The organism is Providencia sp. 21OH12SH02B-Prov (assembly GCF_027362595.1).
GTDB lineage: Bacteria > Pseudomonadota > Gammaproteobacteria > Enterobacterales > Enterobacteriaceae > Providencia > Providencia zhejiangensis.
In genome coordinates, this window is sequence record NZ_CP114796.1 from 2,521,532 (window position 1) to 2,538,573 (window position 17,042).

The following is a 17,042-nucleotide window of genomic DNA, read 5'->3' on the forward strand; positions in this document are numbered from 1 at the left end:
AATAACAATAATCAGGTTGAACTATAACATTCAATGCATTAGGTGAATAACAGTAAAATACGAATCTAATCGTAAATCATCATTTAACGATGAATAAAATAAAAAGAAAGCCTAGTGAACAATTCCATGAGCCTAAGCATTAGCATAGGCTCACGGTCAATATTAACGGACAACCAATACAGAAGTTTCTGCGTAACGAACAATTCCTGCGGCTGTTGAACCTAAGAGGTGAGTGGATATATTAGGACGGCGCGAACCGATGACAATAATATCTGCATTAATATCTTTCGCTGTATTAATGACTTCATCACGAGGTGAGCCAAACGTAATGGTATAGCTGACATCGGCAATAGGTAAATCAATGGAGTCCATTAACATTTTCATATCTTCTTCTGCTTTAACCGTTGCTCGGTCTTTTATTTCCATATAACCCAGCGCGTATGCATTAATAATCGCAGAAGAAATTGGCAATACATGAATCAAGTGAATTTTTGCACCTGATTGTTTGGCTAAATTAACCGCATGACGAACAGCTTTACTTGTTAGTTCATCTTCGGTGAGATCTATAGGAACCAGAATCGTTTTATACATATACCCCTCCTGATAGAAAATAAAATTTAAGTTAACGGTAAAATTATAATCGAATACTCAAGAATGTCTCTAAAACAACAAGATAAATGAGATCTACCGCCACAAATGATTAACGATTATTCTTTTAGCCATCGTGTAATTGTTAATCCAACGAATGTATTTTTAGGATCCAAGAACTGAGTAATAACGTCCTTCTCCAACATCATGCGCTGAAAAACCTAAACGGAATAATTTTTATAGCGCAATTATCATATAACTGTTTGCGGTTAATCCCTTCCGCTTATCTCAAACGCGACTCAGCCATAGACCACATTTTTTCAATCATTTGTTGCGCATATATGGCTTGCTCTCCACTAATATCCGGTGGCGTATTATGGCTTACTGCCTCAATAAAGTGACGGATCGCGCCATCAAAGCCACGCTGTACTAATATCGAGTCCCAATTAGAAGGCTGTTTTTGTATCACACCTTGTTGATTTTCGCTGACCCAATGATTCATATTTGTCACTTGATAAACACTACCATCACAGATGGCCGAGACTTGCTCTTGTTGACTTCCTGCACGACGATGCATTGATGTCGTTATCCAGCATTGATTAGCATTAAGATGATGCTCAGCGTAAAATAACTCTCGATTCGCTGTCGTACTAATACTACCACTTACTAACGATGCATGGCCTCCCGCCAGCCAAATAGCGGTATCCACTACATGCAAATAATCATCAAGCAAAGTGAAACACACATCGTTAGGGCCAACACTATCACTACGGTGCTTTTCCATCCGTATCGAAGAGACCTGATTAAGTTGTTGTTTTAGCTGCTGATAAAAAGGTGAAAAACGTCGATTGAAGCCAACCATCAGCGAGCGTTTTTGTTTATATGCTAAATGAATAAGCTGTTCTGATTGAGTCAGCGTTTCGGCGAGTGGTTTATCGACATAAACATGCACACCCGCCGATAGCAAACTGTGGATCACACTAAAATGACTTGAGGTACTACTATGAACAAAAACCGCATCGCAGTCTGCTGCTAGTGATTTTATGCCTGAATACAACGGAATACGATAACTGTCACAAACGATTTTCGCTTTCGCTTGGTTAGGCGAAAAAGCCCCCATAAGTTGCCAATTCTCAGTTTTACTGAGCACAGGTAAATAGGCTTTCTGTGCAATAGCCCCCAAACCAACAATGCCGACACGTAGTTTTCTCATTAAACCATAACCTGTATATGAGGTTTCACAAATGCATTCCGCTGAGTATAACGAATAATTTCTTTATAAACCCATTGTTTTCTTAGAATTTAATGCCTATCGCATAAAAACATCAAAAGGTAACAACTTGAAATCTCAGTTTTTTTTAAGACTGATTAATGCGTAAGAAAATAAAATCATGTTAACACAGAAAAAAGGGGTTGATTTATTAAATGAGAATGGTTATCTTTTACCTAACGAATACCTGAGTAATTTACTCAAGCTTTCGTAAACGACATTGCTCACATTGCTTCCAGTTTTAGCAGGCCAACTTCTCTGAGTTGGCCTTTTTTTTCAATAAATATCGCCAATACTCCGTTTGGCGTCCTGCATTATTTCCGACTAATTGCGCTGGAAAAGCTCCATGATTTTAAATGTCCAACGTAACTTAAGCGCTGAGTTGGCACAAAGGTTGGAACATCTCCTGTTCGCATATGCAGAATATCTGCTGGCGTTATCCATGCAGAATTACCTTCAAACAAAGGCAGCCCCGCATATTTATATGCGTCTAGGACAAACTGCGAACAAAAGAAACCATTCGCTTGATCAACATCATCACCTAGTTGTACTGTCGCAAGCGTTTTTAAACAAAAATTACGTATTGTTTGGCCAATAAAGGGAAGTTCACAAACACGTTTAGTGAGCATCCAAGGTGCGATCATCACAATACCTTTATAGTTATACTTGCTACCATCATTTTGCATTGAGAATTCGCGAAGTTTATCCGCATGAATAGAGGTTAAACCTGCTTGCCGTAAAACGACCATATTATTTGAATCCGCAATTGCTTGGTCGAGAGAGATAATCCTCACCCCACTCCCTACTGATTCAGCGACTTCACCAGCGCCTAAATAGATTGATGCATGGCTAACACCGCTAATACTGAATAGTCGGATCCCCCATGAATTCAGTCCTGTTGCTGAAGATAATAAAATATCACCAGGTAACATATCAGAGACGGCCAGCACTTCTACCGATTCTTTAATCGGTATGGTGTTCGGCTGCTGAATGCTAAACTTTAGCCGATTACTTTCTTCATCTTTTTTAAATCCGGTTGAACAGCCTGTCACAATAATAAGACAAAAATAGCAGAATAAATATTTGAAGTTTATCAATAGAGATACCTAGTTAATTTTTATATTTATGAGCTAATTTAATGTAACCAAGTTCTGCTATTTTTTCATCGGAAATATCTTAATATTCGATGTTATTCGTGATGTAGAAACGCTTACCACATCACATGTTGACTCGTTAAATCACGTTAAAACTGAATATTTATCTCACAATCAATATGTTGGGGGAAATAAGGCAGGTATGCTATTAGTAAATCAGCATATCAAAATGATTATTTTTTTGTTCTTTAACCCCCTAGCGATGCCAGAGGGTTAACATCCATTCAATTAACTAATAACATATTCTGGATAGAATACTGTCGTTGAATGATATGTTTTTTTCTCTGTCGCCTTATTACTTAATGCAGCAACTACTGATTTATTTTGTAACTCAGTAGGCAGTTGTTGAGTTGCATTTTCTTTTGCAATGATGGAAACACGCATATTTTTTTTAGAACGACTCAATTTATAAGGCATTCCTAATAAGCGACGTGCTGTATTATTACTTACCATTATCGACTCCTTAACTACAACATTTAAATTCAGCGATATGCTGAATATCAAAAACATAGTCAGTGTTGACCACATGGTGTTATTTTTTTCTTTCCATAGGGAAAGCTAAAATAACGATAGTATTATAGCAGCAATAAAACATAAGTGAATGAAATTAAACTAATTAGTTTCATGATGTGATTATGAGAGAGAGAAAAAATATATACTTAAAACCTCACTAAGTGCTAATCATAAAATAAAACATAACGACATTCACAAATTGAAAATAAACTAATTTATAAGGTTAACTTTATTTTATGATAAAAAAACACCTTTTTATTCATTTAAAAAGGTGTTTGTACTATCATCATTGGTTAATTATTTAACTCGCCCCTCGGCGATTTTTCGCATAAGTATCAAAAGCAACAGCTAAAATAATAATTAAACCTGTAATGATCTGCTGGTAATACGCTGAGACATTCATTAAAACTAGACCATTAATTAATATTCCCATGATGATTGAGCCAATTATTGTCCCGCCTATACGCCCATATCCTCCCATTAATGATGTCCCTCCAATCACGACCGAGGCGATCACACGCAGCTCAAACGTCATACCTGCCACAGCTTCAGCACTCCCTAAACGAGCACTTAATACAAACCCCGCCAGACCAGCTAAACAACCAATGACCACGTAAACACTCACGAGAACGCGTTTTACATTCACTCCAGCCAATCGTGCGGCTTCTTGGTTGCTACCCACGGCATAAACAAAACGTCCCCAACGACTTTTATGCAGAGCCAAATAACCGATTAATGCCACTAACGCAAAAATCCAAATAGGCACCGATATCCCTAATAATTCTCCTCTTCCCCACCAGCGATAGCCGGCATCAAAACCTGATATTGGTGCGCCATCATTAATCACTAACGTTAAACCGCGCCAAATTGTCATTCCGCCTAATGTCACGATAAAAGGAGGGATATTTAATCGAGTGATACCGAGACCGTGTAAAAAACCAATGCCCGTTCCTACCGCTAGGCAGATAGCTAATCCCACTAACCAACTCATTCCCCCCCATGCATTCGGATCTAAACCAACTAAATTGTCACCTTTAATCACGAATGCCGCTGTCATTGCACAAACAGCCAATATCGATCCCACCGATAAATCAATACCTGCTGTCAGAATGACGAGTGTCATACCAACAGCCATAATTCCATAGATAGAGACTTCAGTGAGTATGTTAGTAATATTACGTTCAGTGAGAAAATTACTGTTTTGTGTTTGAAAAAAGAGCACCAGCAGTACCATGAAAATCAATACGCCAAAACGTTCGAAAAATGCAATAAAATCTATTTTTTTACGGCTAACTGCCGTAGAAGATTGTTGTTGCAACATATTAACCTCTCTTATACGGCAGCTTCTGCTGATAAATTTTGATGACAAATCGCCATCATCGTCATTAATTTTTCTTCTGTCGCATCATCACCCGTCATTTCTCCAGTTAATCGCCCTTCACTTAATGTGATGATCCTATCTGAAATAGCCATAACTTCAGGTAAATCAGACGAAATAACGATAACTGCAACCCCCTTTTTAGCCATTTCAAAAATGACCTGATGCACTTCTGATTTGGTACCAACATCGATTCCCCGGGTTGGCTCATCCACAATTAATACTTTTGGATCCATTGCCATACAACGTGCAAGAATCACTTTTTGTTGATTTCCGCCCGATAATTTACGCACTTCTTGCTCTTTACTGGCCATTTTTATTTGTAGTGCTTGCTGATAACTGTCTATCAAGGCGTTTTCTTTATTGGTATCCACTATCCATCCCATTTTTAATAGATGGGATAAGGCGGAAAGCGAAAGGTTATAGCGAATCGACAGCCCCAATGCCGCACCTTCTTTTTTGCGGTCTTCAGGAACCAGGGCAATTCCCTTGTCTAACGCATTCATTGGCGTTGTTGGTTGATATGGTTCTCCATCGAGAAAAAACGTCCCAGTGGTGTATTTATCCGCCCCAAACAAACAACGTGCAATCTCAGTTCTGCCAGCCCCCATTAATCCTGCAATGCCAAGAATCTCACCTTCATGCACATCAAAACTAATATCATGAAGCGCAATACCGTGCGGGTCGAGTGGAGGCTTAGCTTTAGATAAGTGCCTTATCGATAGACGAATAGGCTTATCACGATGATAGGTTTCACTCGCTGGTCGACGTTCAAAAATAACGTTACGGCCCACCATCATACGGATAATTTCTTGGACGGTTGTTTCTGCCACATTACCTGAACCCGTATAGCGACCATCTTGAAACACGGTAAATTTATCGCAGATTTGAAACACCTCATGTAGGCGGTGTGTAACATAGATGACACTTACGCCTCGATTCTTCAATTCTCTGACAACACGATGTAAACTTTCGACTTCTGTATCACTTAGTGCAGCAGACGGCTCATCCATCACGATAAGCTTAGCGTTAAGGGTTAACGCTCGAGCAATTTCAATCATCTGCTGTTGAGCCACACTTAACCGTGCGACTTGAGTCGTTGGCGAAATCGCTAATTGAAGGTAATCAAGAATCGCTTTAGCTTCTTGATTCAACACCTTTTCATTCACCATCCAATGCATTTTAAGCGCTTCACGTCCGAGAAACATGTTTTCAGCTACTGTCATATTGGGAAGGAGATTAAACTCCTGATAAATCGTGATAATGCCCTTTTGTTGACGATCTATTGGAGAGTCTACGGCTGACAACATTTCACCATTAAACCAAATATCGCCACTGGTTTGCGGTTGAGCCCCTGCTAATGCTTTGAGGAAGGTCGATTTACCTGCGCCATTTTCACCCAATAAAGCATGTACCTCTCCTGGCATCACAGTCATCTGTGCTTGGCTTAATGCCCAGATCCCTGAAAAGCTTTTGGCAAGATTAGTAATTTTAAGTAATGGCTCTGACATAAAAACTCCTTTTCAGGAAAACAGGGCTCGTAGAGCCCCGAATAATGCTAAGTAACTATTTCAATTCACCAATACGTTCAGCTTGTTCAAGGTTATCTTTGCTAATAATGGTCGGTTGGTAATCCGCCCCCGTGATTTCTTGCTTATCGCGAATATTATTCACCAATTGTTCCATCGCCATTTTCACTGCATACCCTGCCCGCTGATCGGCCGTTACTGCCATCCAACCCTCTTTGATACGGCTAAGCGCTTCTGGACTTGCATCAAAACCTGTCACTAGCACTTCACCCGGTTTAAATCCTTGTGCACTTAATGCTTCAATCGCGCCGAGTGCCATATCATCATTAGCAGAGAGAATGACATCCGGTTTTTTGGGTAAGGATGGTAATAAGCTCTCTGTGATCCTCATACCTTCTGCTCTCATCCAATTACCATTTTGATCTGCAACTAAATGGTATTTACTCCCCCCTGCCTTTAAGCTGTCGCGGATACCTTTTGTCCGTTCAATGTTAGAAGAGGAGCCTGGTTGGCCTGTAATTAAGATTAAATCAGCACCATTAGGAAACTGCTGCTTAACATACTCTGCGATGGCATAACCGCCTTTATAATTATTGGCACCAAAATGCGGTACAGGTTTTTCAGCATTAATATTTCGGTCCAGAGTCACAACGGGTAGGCCTGCATTTTGAATTTCAACGACGGCATCAGCGATAGCATTAACATCATTGGGTGAAACAATGAAACCTTGTGCGCCACGCGTGATGGCGTTTTCGATGTCCGCAACTTGTTTAGGTGAGCTACCTTGTCCATCCAAGACTTGAATATTCACATCCAGTTCCTTGGCCACTTTCACCGCCGATTTTTGCATATGCACTTCAAATGGGCTTGCCAGTGTTGGTGGACTAAATACGATTTGTTCATTTTTTGCCATCGCATGCGATGACAAGCCAAGTACAGCAACCAGCGCGGTTAATTTCATGATATTTTTCATTTTGCCCTTCCACTGATTATGAATAGAGATGTGTTTAAATTTCACCAATTATTAACATGGCGATAACATAGGTATACATCAATGAAATATACATTCCAATTTTTATTATATGAAAATTTTATTTTTGTAGCGTTGATAACGAAATTAAGCCAAAAGTCATAAAATAGTGTTAAGAGGATCACAGATTATTCCCGCTATGGCAGCAATAGTTGACAGTATATCGCTGAATTTTTCATGACATTTCACCTATATTTCCTTACAATAAAAATGAAATGTTTGTTTCATTTAGTGTGTTTGTTGATTATTTTTAATCTAATCAATAGGTAAGCAGTCACTGATAATCCCTATTTTATTGCTACTTATTTAATGAATAATTAAGTAGCAGTTTAAGATTAACTATAAAATTATTCTCTTATCATTTTTATTTTTTTATATATGATTAACGTTAGTTAATAGGATGGACTCATTAGTAAAGTATTAATCACTTAAAAGGAACTTATATGTTAATTTGCACGATATGTGTATGTCAGAACCAGCAAAACAATATTATTCCGGTCACAAATTCATTTAATGAAAATATAAATAATTCAACTATCACTGGAGCGTCTGATCCATTACACAGTAACACCCTATCACTCTATGATATATGGCAATTCCTGAATGAAAACACCTCAATTTCTCATCACTTAGAGGTGGCCTTACATAATAGAAAATTAGCCCTTGAAAATAAAAATGAAGATAGCCGCTATAATGCATTACTATCTGATTATAGAGAAAAATTAGGTAAGGTTTTTTATTTTAATCAAAATAATTATCCGAGTGATACCGCCGGCGACCTTAAAGGGAACGTATTTTATGCTCAAAATAGTATTATTCCCGCTGTTAACCGGATAGACGGTGATATACACCCTCACCTTGTTCCTGATCGTAAAACGCTTATTATTTTCAAACCTCATGAAACCATTAAGCAGAATGAAAATATTGAAGTGAAAGTCTACAATGATAAAAAAGAAGAAATATATTCAACTCATTTATTATCACCGTCTCAACTCCCCAATATTGCAGGGAAAAAATACAACTTTACCCATTTAACACCTAGTGATTTTAACATACCCGAGGCAAGTGATTTATACATTAATTCATCCGACATGCTTGAAAAAGTCATGACAGATAAAAGTTACTTTAATCAAATTATAAGTGAAAACAATATCATACAACTAGATATTGGCAATTCAACATCAAACATTAATTTGAATGCATTAAAAAATCATGTTAATAAAAAAATTATATTTAAATTAGATGATAATGCTAAACTTAATATAAAATACAAAAATAAATCAATTTCACGAGAACACCAACAATCCTTTGTTATGGTAAGTGATGCTTCTGGGAATTGGTATAGCCGCGATGACGCTAGACTCAATCAACATTTAAAACAAGCGTTACATCAACATAAAAATCAAATCCCAGACTCTTTTGACACTGAGTTTAGTACTAATGCCGATATTAACAAAATATCCAATGATACAAAGCTATTTCATCAAATTATCAGTGAAAATGATGCTATCAAAATAACGACCAAAAATTGTCATTGGGCAAAAGACTTTATTATTCCTAATGGTCGTCAATATGCCAATAAAAAAATACTGTTCACGTCTAAGGCACATTATAATAGTGATGTTGTTTACGGGGATAATAAAGTCAGCATCGTCACTAATGATAGTCTCCTTTTTGTCAGTGATCAAAATGGTATTTGGTCCATCGCAGAGACTCAATCCAATACCCAAGAAAACAGCTATTATGATATTCCCAATTCATTTGCTTTAAAGATTAACACCAATAAAGAATTACTAACCCTATCCAGAGATATTGATTATTTTAATAAAATTATCGAAAATAATGATACAATTCATATCGCAACACGCAATGCAAATTGGGCAAGACATTTTACATTAGAAAACAACGTTAAATTTAAAAATAAAAAAATCTATTTCTCTTCTGAGGCGGATTATAGTAGTCATGTTTTTTATGGCGATAAAAAATTAACCATAAAAACGAATGAAAATCAGTTGTTTGTTTGTGATGAAAACGGCTTTTGGCGCACTTCTAAAGATGAGCCACTGATCAATGAGTTAACTGAAGAGATAAAATATATCGAAAATGGTTGGTCTATTTCTCTCCCTAAACACATTATTAAACCCGGCATTGAGCTTGAGTTTAATTACAAAAACCAGAAAGGTACTTTATCGGATATTAAAGTTGGAGCTGCTAGTGAGCTCTTATTGCATACAATTGATATTGGAATGTTAACGCCAAACAAAAATCAATTCGCGTTTCAAACAGACCCTGAGCTTCAGCGTCAATACTATCAACAAATTCCTGTCAATCGTATGATTGTATCTAGTTATGCCCCTGTCTATTTAAAAGAAATTGTTTTTCCTAATGGGCAATATTTAATTGAACGTTCAACGGATGAAGGTGGAGGCCATAAAGGTGATATGAGGGAAATAATCGGTAAAGGCCTGATTTCCGATGGCATTAACTTGGCAAATTATGGGGTTAACTCTTCCTCACTAGAAGAAAACCGTTTTTTACCTACCTCACAAATCACTCTCCATCATTCACGTGGTAGGTATAAAAATGGCCTACAAGTACACGGCTGGTCTGGCGGTGCAGGAAAAGCCACATTGTCGAAATCAGTAGATAATGAATTTAGCCATGAACTTGGTCATAACTACCACATAAGCCACTATTTTAAAGGATTCCATGGTGGCGTTCATGCGACAGCCGATAAACCTAATTCAACTTGGGGCTGGGATGCAGACAATAACTTCTTTATTCCAAATTTTGAAAAGGCACAACGAAACCAAACAACCTATTTAAAAGAGAAGAAAGAAGGTGAAATGGCGGCAGAACCCTTTATGCAACACTCTATGGCGAAAGATGCGATGTCTGGCGGAGAAATCTATGATGTAGATTATAACGCCTATACATTACACACGCCTGCAAGTTCAGAAGCTATTCAACAGTATTTCGAAAATAATGCGGTCTTTAGTAAAGAATCATCAACAGGTTATAAAAAATGGAATTCAGATACACAAAAAATGGAAGATTTTTTACTTCCTCATAGCCTAAAGAATATATTCATTGAGGCAAAAATCCAAAACGGTCATGATGTAACCGAAACTCAGCTAATAGACTTACTTAACGTCAATGACCACATAAAAATCAATAGCTATAACGCGCATTACCCACCAAATGTTTATATACCAAAAGCAGATGTAACAAATATCAATAAAGTCATTGAAATCGATTGTACTTCTCAGCTCAGTATAGCGCTACACGTTAATGATCAGGTTGAAACAATCAAAGAAAATACAAAAATTTACTATATTTCAAATGGAAACACATGGGAGACTCATTCTGAATATACTTACAGTAAGACACCTTATAAACAAGGTGTTCCCGTTGTCACCTTGGTAGGTTTTTATGATACCAACAATCAATTAAAGAGTTATATTTACCCTGCTTTAGAAGGATCTTATGGCATGGTGTATGACACTCATACGATTAATAAAACCAAACCTTATATTGCAGTGACATTAGCAGATGGAACTAAAAAGAAATATCAGCTTGATGAAAAACAAACGAATAAAGATTTAATGAATAAATTCCACATCAATATTGAGCGTGATTTAAACCCAATAAAAGCGGAGTTATTTATTGATGATCAGCTTATTTCATCAAGAGATATAGCACTTAGCAATCTCTCTCTTAATACGATGGTAAACGGTATTATTCAATAAATTGATGCCTTCTAGCCCTTTTTATTATTGATAAAGGGCTAGAACATTTCTTGCATTAGCAATAATGGCTATTTTTCCCTCGATAACGACTTTCAAATTGCAGTTTTTACGAGGCTATGCTATTTCCAGTATCTCTATTGATGCTTTTTGAGGCCACTATGCTAAAAATTTTAGGTCGTACTACATCCATCAATGTTAGAAAAGTGCTTTGGGCTGTAAGTGAAACTCAGCTACCTTTTATTCATGAACCTGAGTGGGGAAAAGAATTAAGTTTAAAATCAGCTGATTATCTTAAACTCAATCCTAATGGGCTGGTTCCCGTACTTATTCATGACAGTGGCGTGTTATGGGAAAGTAATACGATTTGTCGCTATCTTGCCACAAAGGCACAACGTGTCGATCTTTTACCTGAAAATCCTGAAGCAAGAGCAGATGTTGAAAAGTGGATGGATTGGCAAGCAACAGAACTCAATAGTGCATGGAGAGCCGCTTTTTTAACTCTCGTTCGCAACAGTGACAGTTTTAGTCAATACCCTGAATTAATTGCTAAGAGTACCCATGATTGGAATAGTAAAATGTTACTTCTTGAAAAGGCGCTGGAAAAAAACGGTGACTTTATTAGTGGTCAGCAATTTACTGTCGCAGATATTACAATTGCGTTATCGATTCATCGCTGGTTACTCACGCCTATTACTCGGCCAGAAGCTCCTGCGATCGCTCATTATTATCAAAAAATGTTAGCTCGCCCTACTGCAAAATTATATTTAGACCCGAATATTGCTTAAACCCGTTATAGCAGCAGAAATAACCTATATAAAGTGGTAGCAGAGATAACTGCCCCACTTTATTTTATAGAATCAATAATAAATATTTAAATTTATTAATAAAAAATAGACAACTCGTTGAGAGTAATTGCCTACTTCACTAATTTACAGATACGGCCTTTGTCATCAGAAACGCGTTTATTGACGACATCATCTTCAGAAATTGAGGCTAGATTAAACTCATTTTTTCCTTGAGCCCATAACTGCATATTTTCCCCAACATAACGAGCACCACTTGCCGATGGAGCACTTTTTAATACGATAAGTTCATCGCTATAAAGCATCACAGCCGTATCTTCGTCTGGGAATGAAACTCTAATTTTTTGATCTTCGCACTTATAGGTATCTGTCTTTGCTGCAAAAGCAGAAGATGCTGTTAATGCAGATAAAAGCGCTATTGCCGAAACTGTAATAACTTTACGCATAAATTCTCCTTGAAACACTTAGAACCATTATGACTCTACGCCTATATCATTACAAAAATCGTTATTTGATACATAAGATTCATCCGTAATTACTCTTTTTTTGACCTGTAAATTTCGCCCATTAAATTAAAATAAGAATTTATACTTATTAAATTAGTATCATGTATAAACTACATGCTAATGCTGTTCATTTAATGACATTATTGTTATAACGAGAATATGTTTTTAAACGGAATAGGCGAAAAAATAAAAATGAAAACCATTGGTTTAATCGGGGGAATGAGCTGGGAATCAACTTTACTTTATTATCAGCAACTCAATGAGGGTGTCAAACGGCAACTGGGTGGCCTTCATTCAGCAAAAATTGTTTTATACAGTGTCGACTTTGCTGAAATAGAACATATGCAAGCGACAGGTCAATGGGCGCTGGCTGGTCAACATTTGGCGCAAGCGGGAAAAAGTATTGAAAGCGCTGGAGCCGATTTTATTGTGTTATGTACTAACACGATGCATAAAGTCGCCGAATATATTGAAGAGAGCACTAATATCCCACTACTTCATATTGCAGATGCAACTGGAGAAAATATTATCGAATCTGGAATAAAGACCATCGGTTTATTAGGAACCGCTTTTACAATGGAGCAACCTTTCTATAAACAGCGACTTCAAGATAAATATGGCCTTACCGTGCTCACGCCAATGCCTGAAGAACGAAAAATTATCCATGACATTATTTATCAAGAACTTTGTATGGGTGAAGTGAAAGATGCATCAAAGAAACAGTATCAACAAATCATGGCTTCATTAGTAGAAAGAGGTGCTAAGGGGATCATTTTAGGCTGTACTGAAATAACCCTTTTAGTCAATCAAAACGATACTTCCGTGCCTATTTTTGATACAACCGCCCTACACGCACAAAAAGCCATTGAATTGGCCTTAAGCTAAATATTGCGTTAAGTCATATTTGGACTCACTATGATTACATGTCTGCTATTTATTAAAATGGCAGACACTTTTTTCATCAGACTAAGTAACTAATTGATATTAAATTTCATTTTTAATCTTAGTTTATATTTACAATGAAAAATAAATGAATAAGCATATTTTATATGGTTAATCTAGCCATAGTATCTCCATAATCGTAAATTAGTTTTATTTTCTTCAAATTCACCAATTAGCTATTTTTTTACTTAATTTATGGGTAAATCCAATATTTAATAAAGCGACATTTTATCGCTTTTATTTTTATTTAACATAGGAATTAGACTATTGAATTATCCATTTTATTTCTGATAATAGTATTACTCTTTTATGCTAGGGATAATAGAATCATGAGGCACTCAAATTCTAGAGGGATCGCTTTAGGTAAATATATTAGAGAATTACGTATATCCCGTCGTATTTCAACATTAACAATGGCAACGGCACTGGAGATATCAGAGAGTCACTATATTCAATATGAAACAGGAACTTCTTCTATTTATGTTGAGCATCTTGTGATTATCTCAAGTATTCTTGATATTGATATTAAGCATCTACTTAATGCTTTCGAAGGCGCAGAAAAAAACATATGGATATAAAAAGTCCATCATTCGTTGAATATTATAGAGTGAGCAGTGAGGCCCCCCCCTTACTGTTCAAGCATCATCATATTTATTATCTTTTATAAATCCTCTCCGTACTATTATTAGTCGACATTTTAAAAATTGATGATTCATATATCTTTATATTATCGCTTCACAGAGAATAATAATCATATTTTGAGTAATCGATATAACCCTATGCTATTTTAAAAATAATAATTTTATAAAGCTGTTTTTACTTTAATGACGGCAGATTTTGATAAATACTTGTATTTTATAATAGTATTAACGCTATACTTATTCCGTTATTACACTTCAGAATGGAATACTCAAAAATTTTTTTAAATTAATATAAATCAGTTAGATACAAAATGATCACCCCCACAATAATCATAATACTGGTCTGATAATATTCATTTTTTCATTTGGCTTCTGCTTGTATTGCACCCCGATAGAGGCGCAGTGACCCACTACAGCCCCAAAAAAATTGTTCTGTCTAGACTTATCCATACCAAAACCCCCCCTGTATCTGTTATTATGGCCTCCTTTTTGATAATTTAATGGATCGTTTGTCACATGTAACAGCCTATTCTTTCTGTTTGTGAGAGAAAATATTCATAGGTTGTGCAAATTGTTATATCAACTTAGCATCCAAAAAGAACACATAAGCCATTAATTATCATTAAGTTAACGTATAATCAGCAACGGTACAGAACAGCAAAACATGAACGCACAGAAAGAACAATATAACTTCAATAAGCTACAAAAAAAATTACGCCGTGACGTAGGACAAGCTATTGCCGATTTCAATATGATTGAAGAGGGTGATCGCATTATGGTATGCCTATCTGGTGGTAAAGATAGTTATACTTTGCTATCTATTTTGCAAAGCTTACAAAAAAGTGCGCCAATCTCTTTCACGCTGATTGCCGTTAACTTAGATCAAAAACAACCCGGCTTCCCCGAGCATATTTTGCCTGAATATCTCGATAATTTAGGGGTTGAATATAAAATTGTTGAAGAAAATACTTACGGCATCGTCAAGGAAAAAATCCCTGAAGGAAAAACGACCTGTTCATTATGTTCACGCTTACGTAGAGGTATTCTATATCGTACAGCGACAGAATTAGGCGCAACTAAAATTGCGCTAGGACACCACCGAGATGACATATTACAAACACTTTTTCTGAATATGTTTTACGGTGGTAAATTGAAAGGGATGCCCCCTAAACTAATGAGTGATGATGGAAAACATATTGTTATCCGCCCTCTTGCTTACTGTCGTGAAAAAGATATTGAACGTTATTCGCAGGCAAAAGAATTTCCAATTATTCCGTGTAACCTGTGTGGTTCACAACCTAACTTACAACGTCAAGTGATCAAAGATCTGCTTCGTGATTGGGATAAACGTTACCCAGGGCGTATTGAAACGATGTTTAGAGCAACACAAAATGTTGTTCCATCTCACTTGTGTGATACTGAGCTATTTGATTTTAAAAATATTTCTCATGGTGATGAAGTCGTTAATGGCGGTGATCTTGCCTTTGATCGAGAAGAGATGCCTGCTCAAACTCAGCTCGACGACGATGAGCGACCGGCATTCACGGCACAACGTCTGGATGTGATTGAAGTTAAATAACCAGCCCACCACCCTTGATAGAGGGTGGTTGTTTTGCCCATTTGAGCATTTATTTCCTTACTCACAGAATCTATTCACTCCCGATAAGCTATCTGTAAAGTGAACGTTTGCAGCGCTAATGCTTCAAACACCGCTAATGGCTGTGGATTGCGTAAATTTAGAATAAAAAAAAGCCGATGTAACATACATCGGCATTACAGTGGTCAATTATTCTGTATAAGAACTCAATATGAGAAAAACTACAATTATGGAGCACAACGTTCATCGCTCAACGTTGCATTCACCTGCGGGATTAATAGTGCCCCAAAACCATAGGTCTTTTATTGATTTACCTCAAACTAGGGTCGGTTTATGCCAATAACTTGCAGACTACAGCCAGCGACTTTTTCTCAACCACCAGAAAACGGTTCCGATTAATGCAGCAAGTAAAAGACAAAATACACTAAAAGCGAATCTGGATTCACTACCAGGAATACCGGTTAAATTGACGCCAAATAGCCCCGTTAAAAAGGTAGTTGGCAAAAAAATCATCGCTAACATAGACATCGTATAAATACGACGATTCATCATCTCGGTGATCATGTTCGTTATTTCATCGGACATAATCGCGGTACGTGCTACAAATCCGTCTAAATCTTCAATACAACGACCTAAACGATCTGAAATTTCTTGTAATCGTCTTCTATCTGTATCGTCAATCCACAATAGTTTTTCCGTCGCTAAACGTGCCAGCATATCACGCTGTGGCGCCATATAACGGCGTATGACAATAATCTGTTTACGCAATAATGCGAGCTCACCACGTTCAGGGATATCACCATTGAGAATGGTATCTTCCATTTCTATCAAACGTTCATGTAGGGTATCTGTAAAATCGCTGATTTCATCGGTAATGGCATCAGCAACCTCCACCAGCCAATCTCCGGTACTTTGTGCACCCACGCCTTCTTTCAGGTCTGTTATCACAGAATCTAATGAATTGACTTTTCGATGGCGACTGGAAATGATGAGGCGGCTGTTAATAAATACTCGAAAGGCAACGAGTTGTTCGGGACGTTGGCCAGCATTCGTATTTAATGTTTGTAACGTTAATAAAACACCATCCCCTACTCGTAAGATCCGCCAACGGCCAGCATGACCGCAAAGTGCCGCTTTGACTTGTTCGCCAAGTAGTTCTGACCGTTGGATCCATTTCTCACTCTCACGATTTTTATAGTCATAATGCAACCAAAAAGGAGATTGCTGAGTTGCACTCGCATTAACATCAATGGGAAGAAACCCACCGTCTCCATTTAATTGAAATGCATGTACGGGGTTTGAGCTCTGAAATAATGAACCATAAATCAGCGCCATGCGGCAT

Annotated in this window: 14 protein-coding genes; 5 read left to right on the top strand and 9 right to left on the bottom strand. The window is 37.1% G+C overall.

Going from position 1 to position 17,042, the window contains the following annotated elements:
- Nucleotides 1-162: 162 nt before the first annotated feature.
- From O7C57_RS11885 to O7C57_RS11915, 7 genes are all read right to left on the bottom strand, one after another.
- On the bottom strand, nucleotides 163-591 hold the full coding sequence (locus tag O7C57_RS11885; protein ID WP_154622120.1) for a universal stress protein: 429 nt from the start codon (nucleotides 589-591) through the stop codon (nucleotides 163-165).
- 280 nt (nucleotides 592-871) lie between these two features.
- On the bottom strand, nucleotides 872-1,801 hold the full coding sequence (locus tag O7C57_RS11890) for a Gfo/Idh/MocA family protein (protein WP_154622119.1): 930 nt from the start codon (nucleotides 1,799-1,801) through the stop codon (nucleotides 872-874).
- Nucleotides 1,802-2,172: 371 nt separating this feature from the next.
- Nucleotides 2,173-2,955 carry a YaeF family permuted papain-like enzyme gene (locus O7C57_RS11895; protein ID WP_154622118.1) on the bottom strand — a complete coding sequence of 261 codons (783 nt, stop codon included), beginning with the start codon at nucleotides 2,953-2,955 and terminating at the stop codon, nucleotides 2,173-2,175.
- A 285-nt stretch (nucleotides 2,956-3,240) separates the two neighbouring features.
- A complete protein-coding gene (gene sra, locus O7C57_RS11900) occupies nucleotides 3,241-3,465 on the bottom strand; it encodes a stationary-phase-induced ribosome-associated protein (protein ID WP_269723179.1) in 225 nt (74 codons plus the stop codon).
- 361 nt (nucleotides 3,466-3,826) lie between these two features.
- Nucleotides 3,827-4,846 carry an ABC transporter permease gene (locus O7C57_RS11905; protein ID WP_154622582.1) on the bottom strand — a complete coding sequence of 340 codons (1,020 nt, stop codon included), beginning with the start codon at nucleotides 4,844-4,846 and terminating at the stop codon, nucleotides 3,827-3,829.
- 11 nt (nucleotides 4,847-4,857) lie between these two features.
- A complete protein-coding gene (locus O7C57_RS11910) occupies nucleotides 4,858-6,414 on the bottom strand; it encodes a sugar ABC transporter ATP-binding protein (RefSeq protein ID WP_247048016.1) in 1,557 nt (518 codons plus the stop codon).
- 55 nt (nucleotides 6,415-6,469) lie between these two features.
- Nucleotides 6,470-7,393, bottom strand: coding sequence for a substrate-binding domain-containing protein (locus tag O7C57_RS11915; protein ID WP_375097497.1), 924 nt, complete (start codon nucleotides 7,391-7,393; stop codon nucleotides 6,470-6,472).
- 512 nt (nucleotides 7,394-7,905) lie between these two features.
- Here O7C57_RS11915 and O7C57_RS11920 point away from each other — a divergent pair.
- Nucleotides 7,906-11,211, top strand: coding sequence for a M66 family metalloprotease (locus tag O7C57_RS11920; protein ID WP_269723180.1), 3,306 nt, complete (start codon nucleotides 7,906-7,908; stop codon nucleotides 11,209-11,211).
- Nucleotides 11,212-11,369: 158 nt separating this feature from the next.
- Nucleotides 11,370-11,996 carry a glutathione S-transferase family protein gene (locus O7C57_RS11925; RefSeq protein WP_247048068.1) on the top strand — a complete coding sequence of 209 codons (627 nt, stop codon included), beginning with the start codon at nucleotides 11,370-11,372 and terminating at the stop codon, nucleotides 11,994-11,996.
- A gap of 131 nt (nucleotides 11,997-12,127) precedes the next feature.
- Here the strand turns inward: O7C57_RS11925 and O7C57_RS11930 are convergent, their stop codons facing one another.
- A complete protein-coding gene (locus O7C57_RS11930; protein WP_154635585.1) occupies nucleotides 12,128-12,460 on the bottom strand; it encodes an MliC family protein in 333 nt (110 codons plus the stop codon).
- A 252-nt stretch (nucleotides 12,461-12,712) separates the two neighbouring features.
- Between O7C57_RS11930 and O7C57_RS11935 the strand changes: the two genes are divergently transcribed.
- From O7C57_RS11935 to ttcA, 3 genes are all read left to right on the top strand, one after another.
- Nucleotides 12,713-13,405 (top strand): aspartate/glutamate racemase family protein, encoded by a 693-nt coding sequence (locus tag O7C57_RS11935; RefSeq protein WP_247048066.1) that lies wholly within the window; start codon nucleotides 12,713-12,715, stop codon nucleotides 13,403-13,405.
- 386 nt (nucleotides 13,406-13,791) lie between these two features.
- On the top strand, nucleotides 13,792-14,040 hold the full coding sequence (locus O7C57_RS11940; RefSeq protein ID WP_154635587.1) for a helix-turn-helix domain-containing protein: 249 nt from the start codon (nucleotides 13,792-13,794) through the stop codon (nucleotides 14,038-14,040).
- A gap of 727 nt (nucleotides 14,041-14,767) precedes the next feature.
- Nucleotides 14,768-15,682 carry a tRNA 2-thiocytidine(32) synthetase TtcA gene (ttcA, locus tag O7C57_RS11945; RefSeq protein WP_163861967.1) on the top strand — a complete coding sequence of 305 codons (915 nt, stop codon included), beginning with the start codon at nucleotides 14,768-14,770 and terminating at the stop codon, nucleotides 15,680-15,682.
- Nucleotides 15,683-16,051: 369 nt separating this feature from the next.
- Here the strand turns inward: ttcA and zntB are convergent, their stop codons facing one another.
- A complete protein-coding gene (zntB, locus tag O7C57_RS11950) occupies nucleotides 16,052-17,035 on the bottom strand; it encodes a zinc transporter ZntB (RefSeq protein ID WP_154623848.1) in 984 nt (327 codons plus the stop codon).
- Nucleotides 17,036-17,042: the final 7 nt, after the last annotated feature.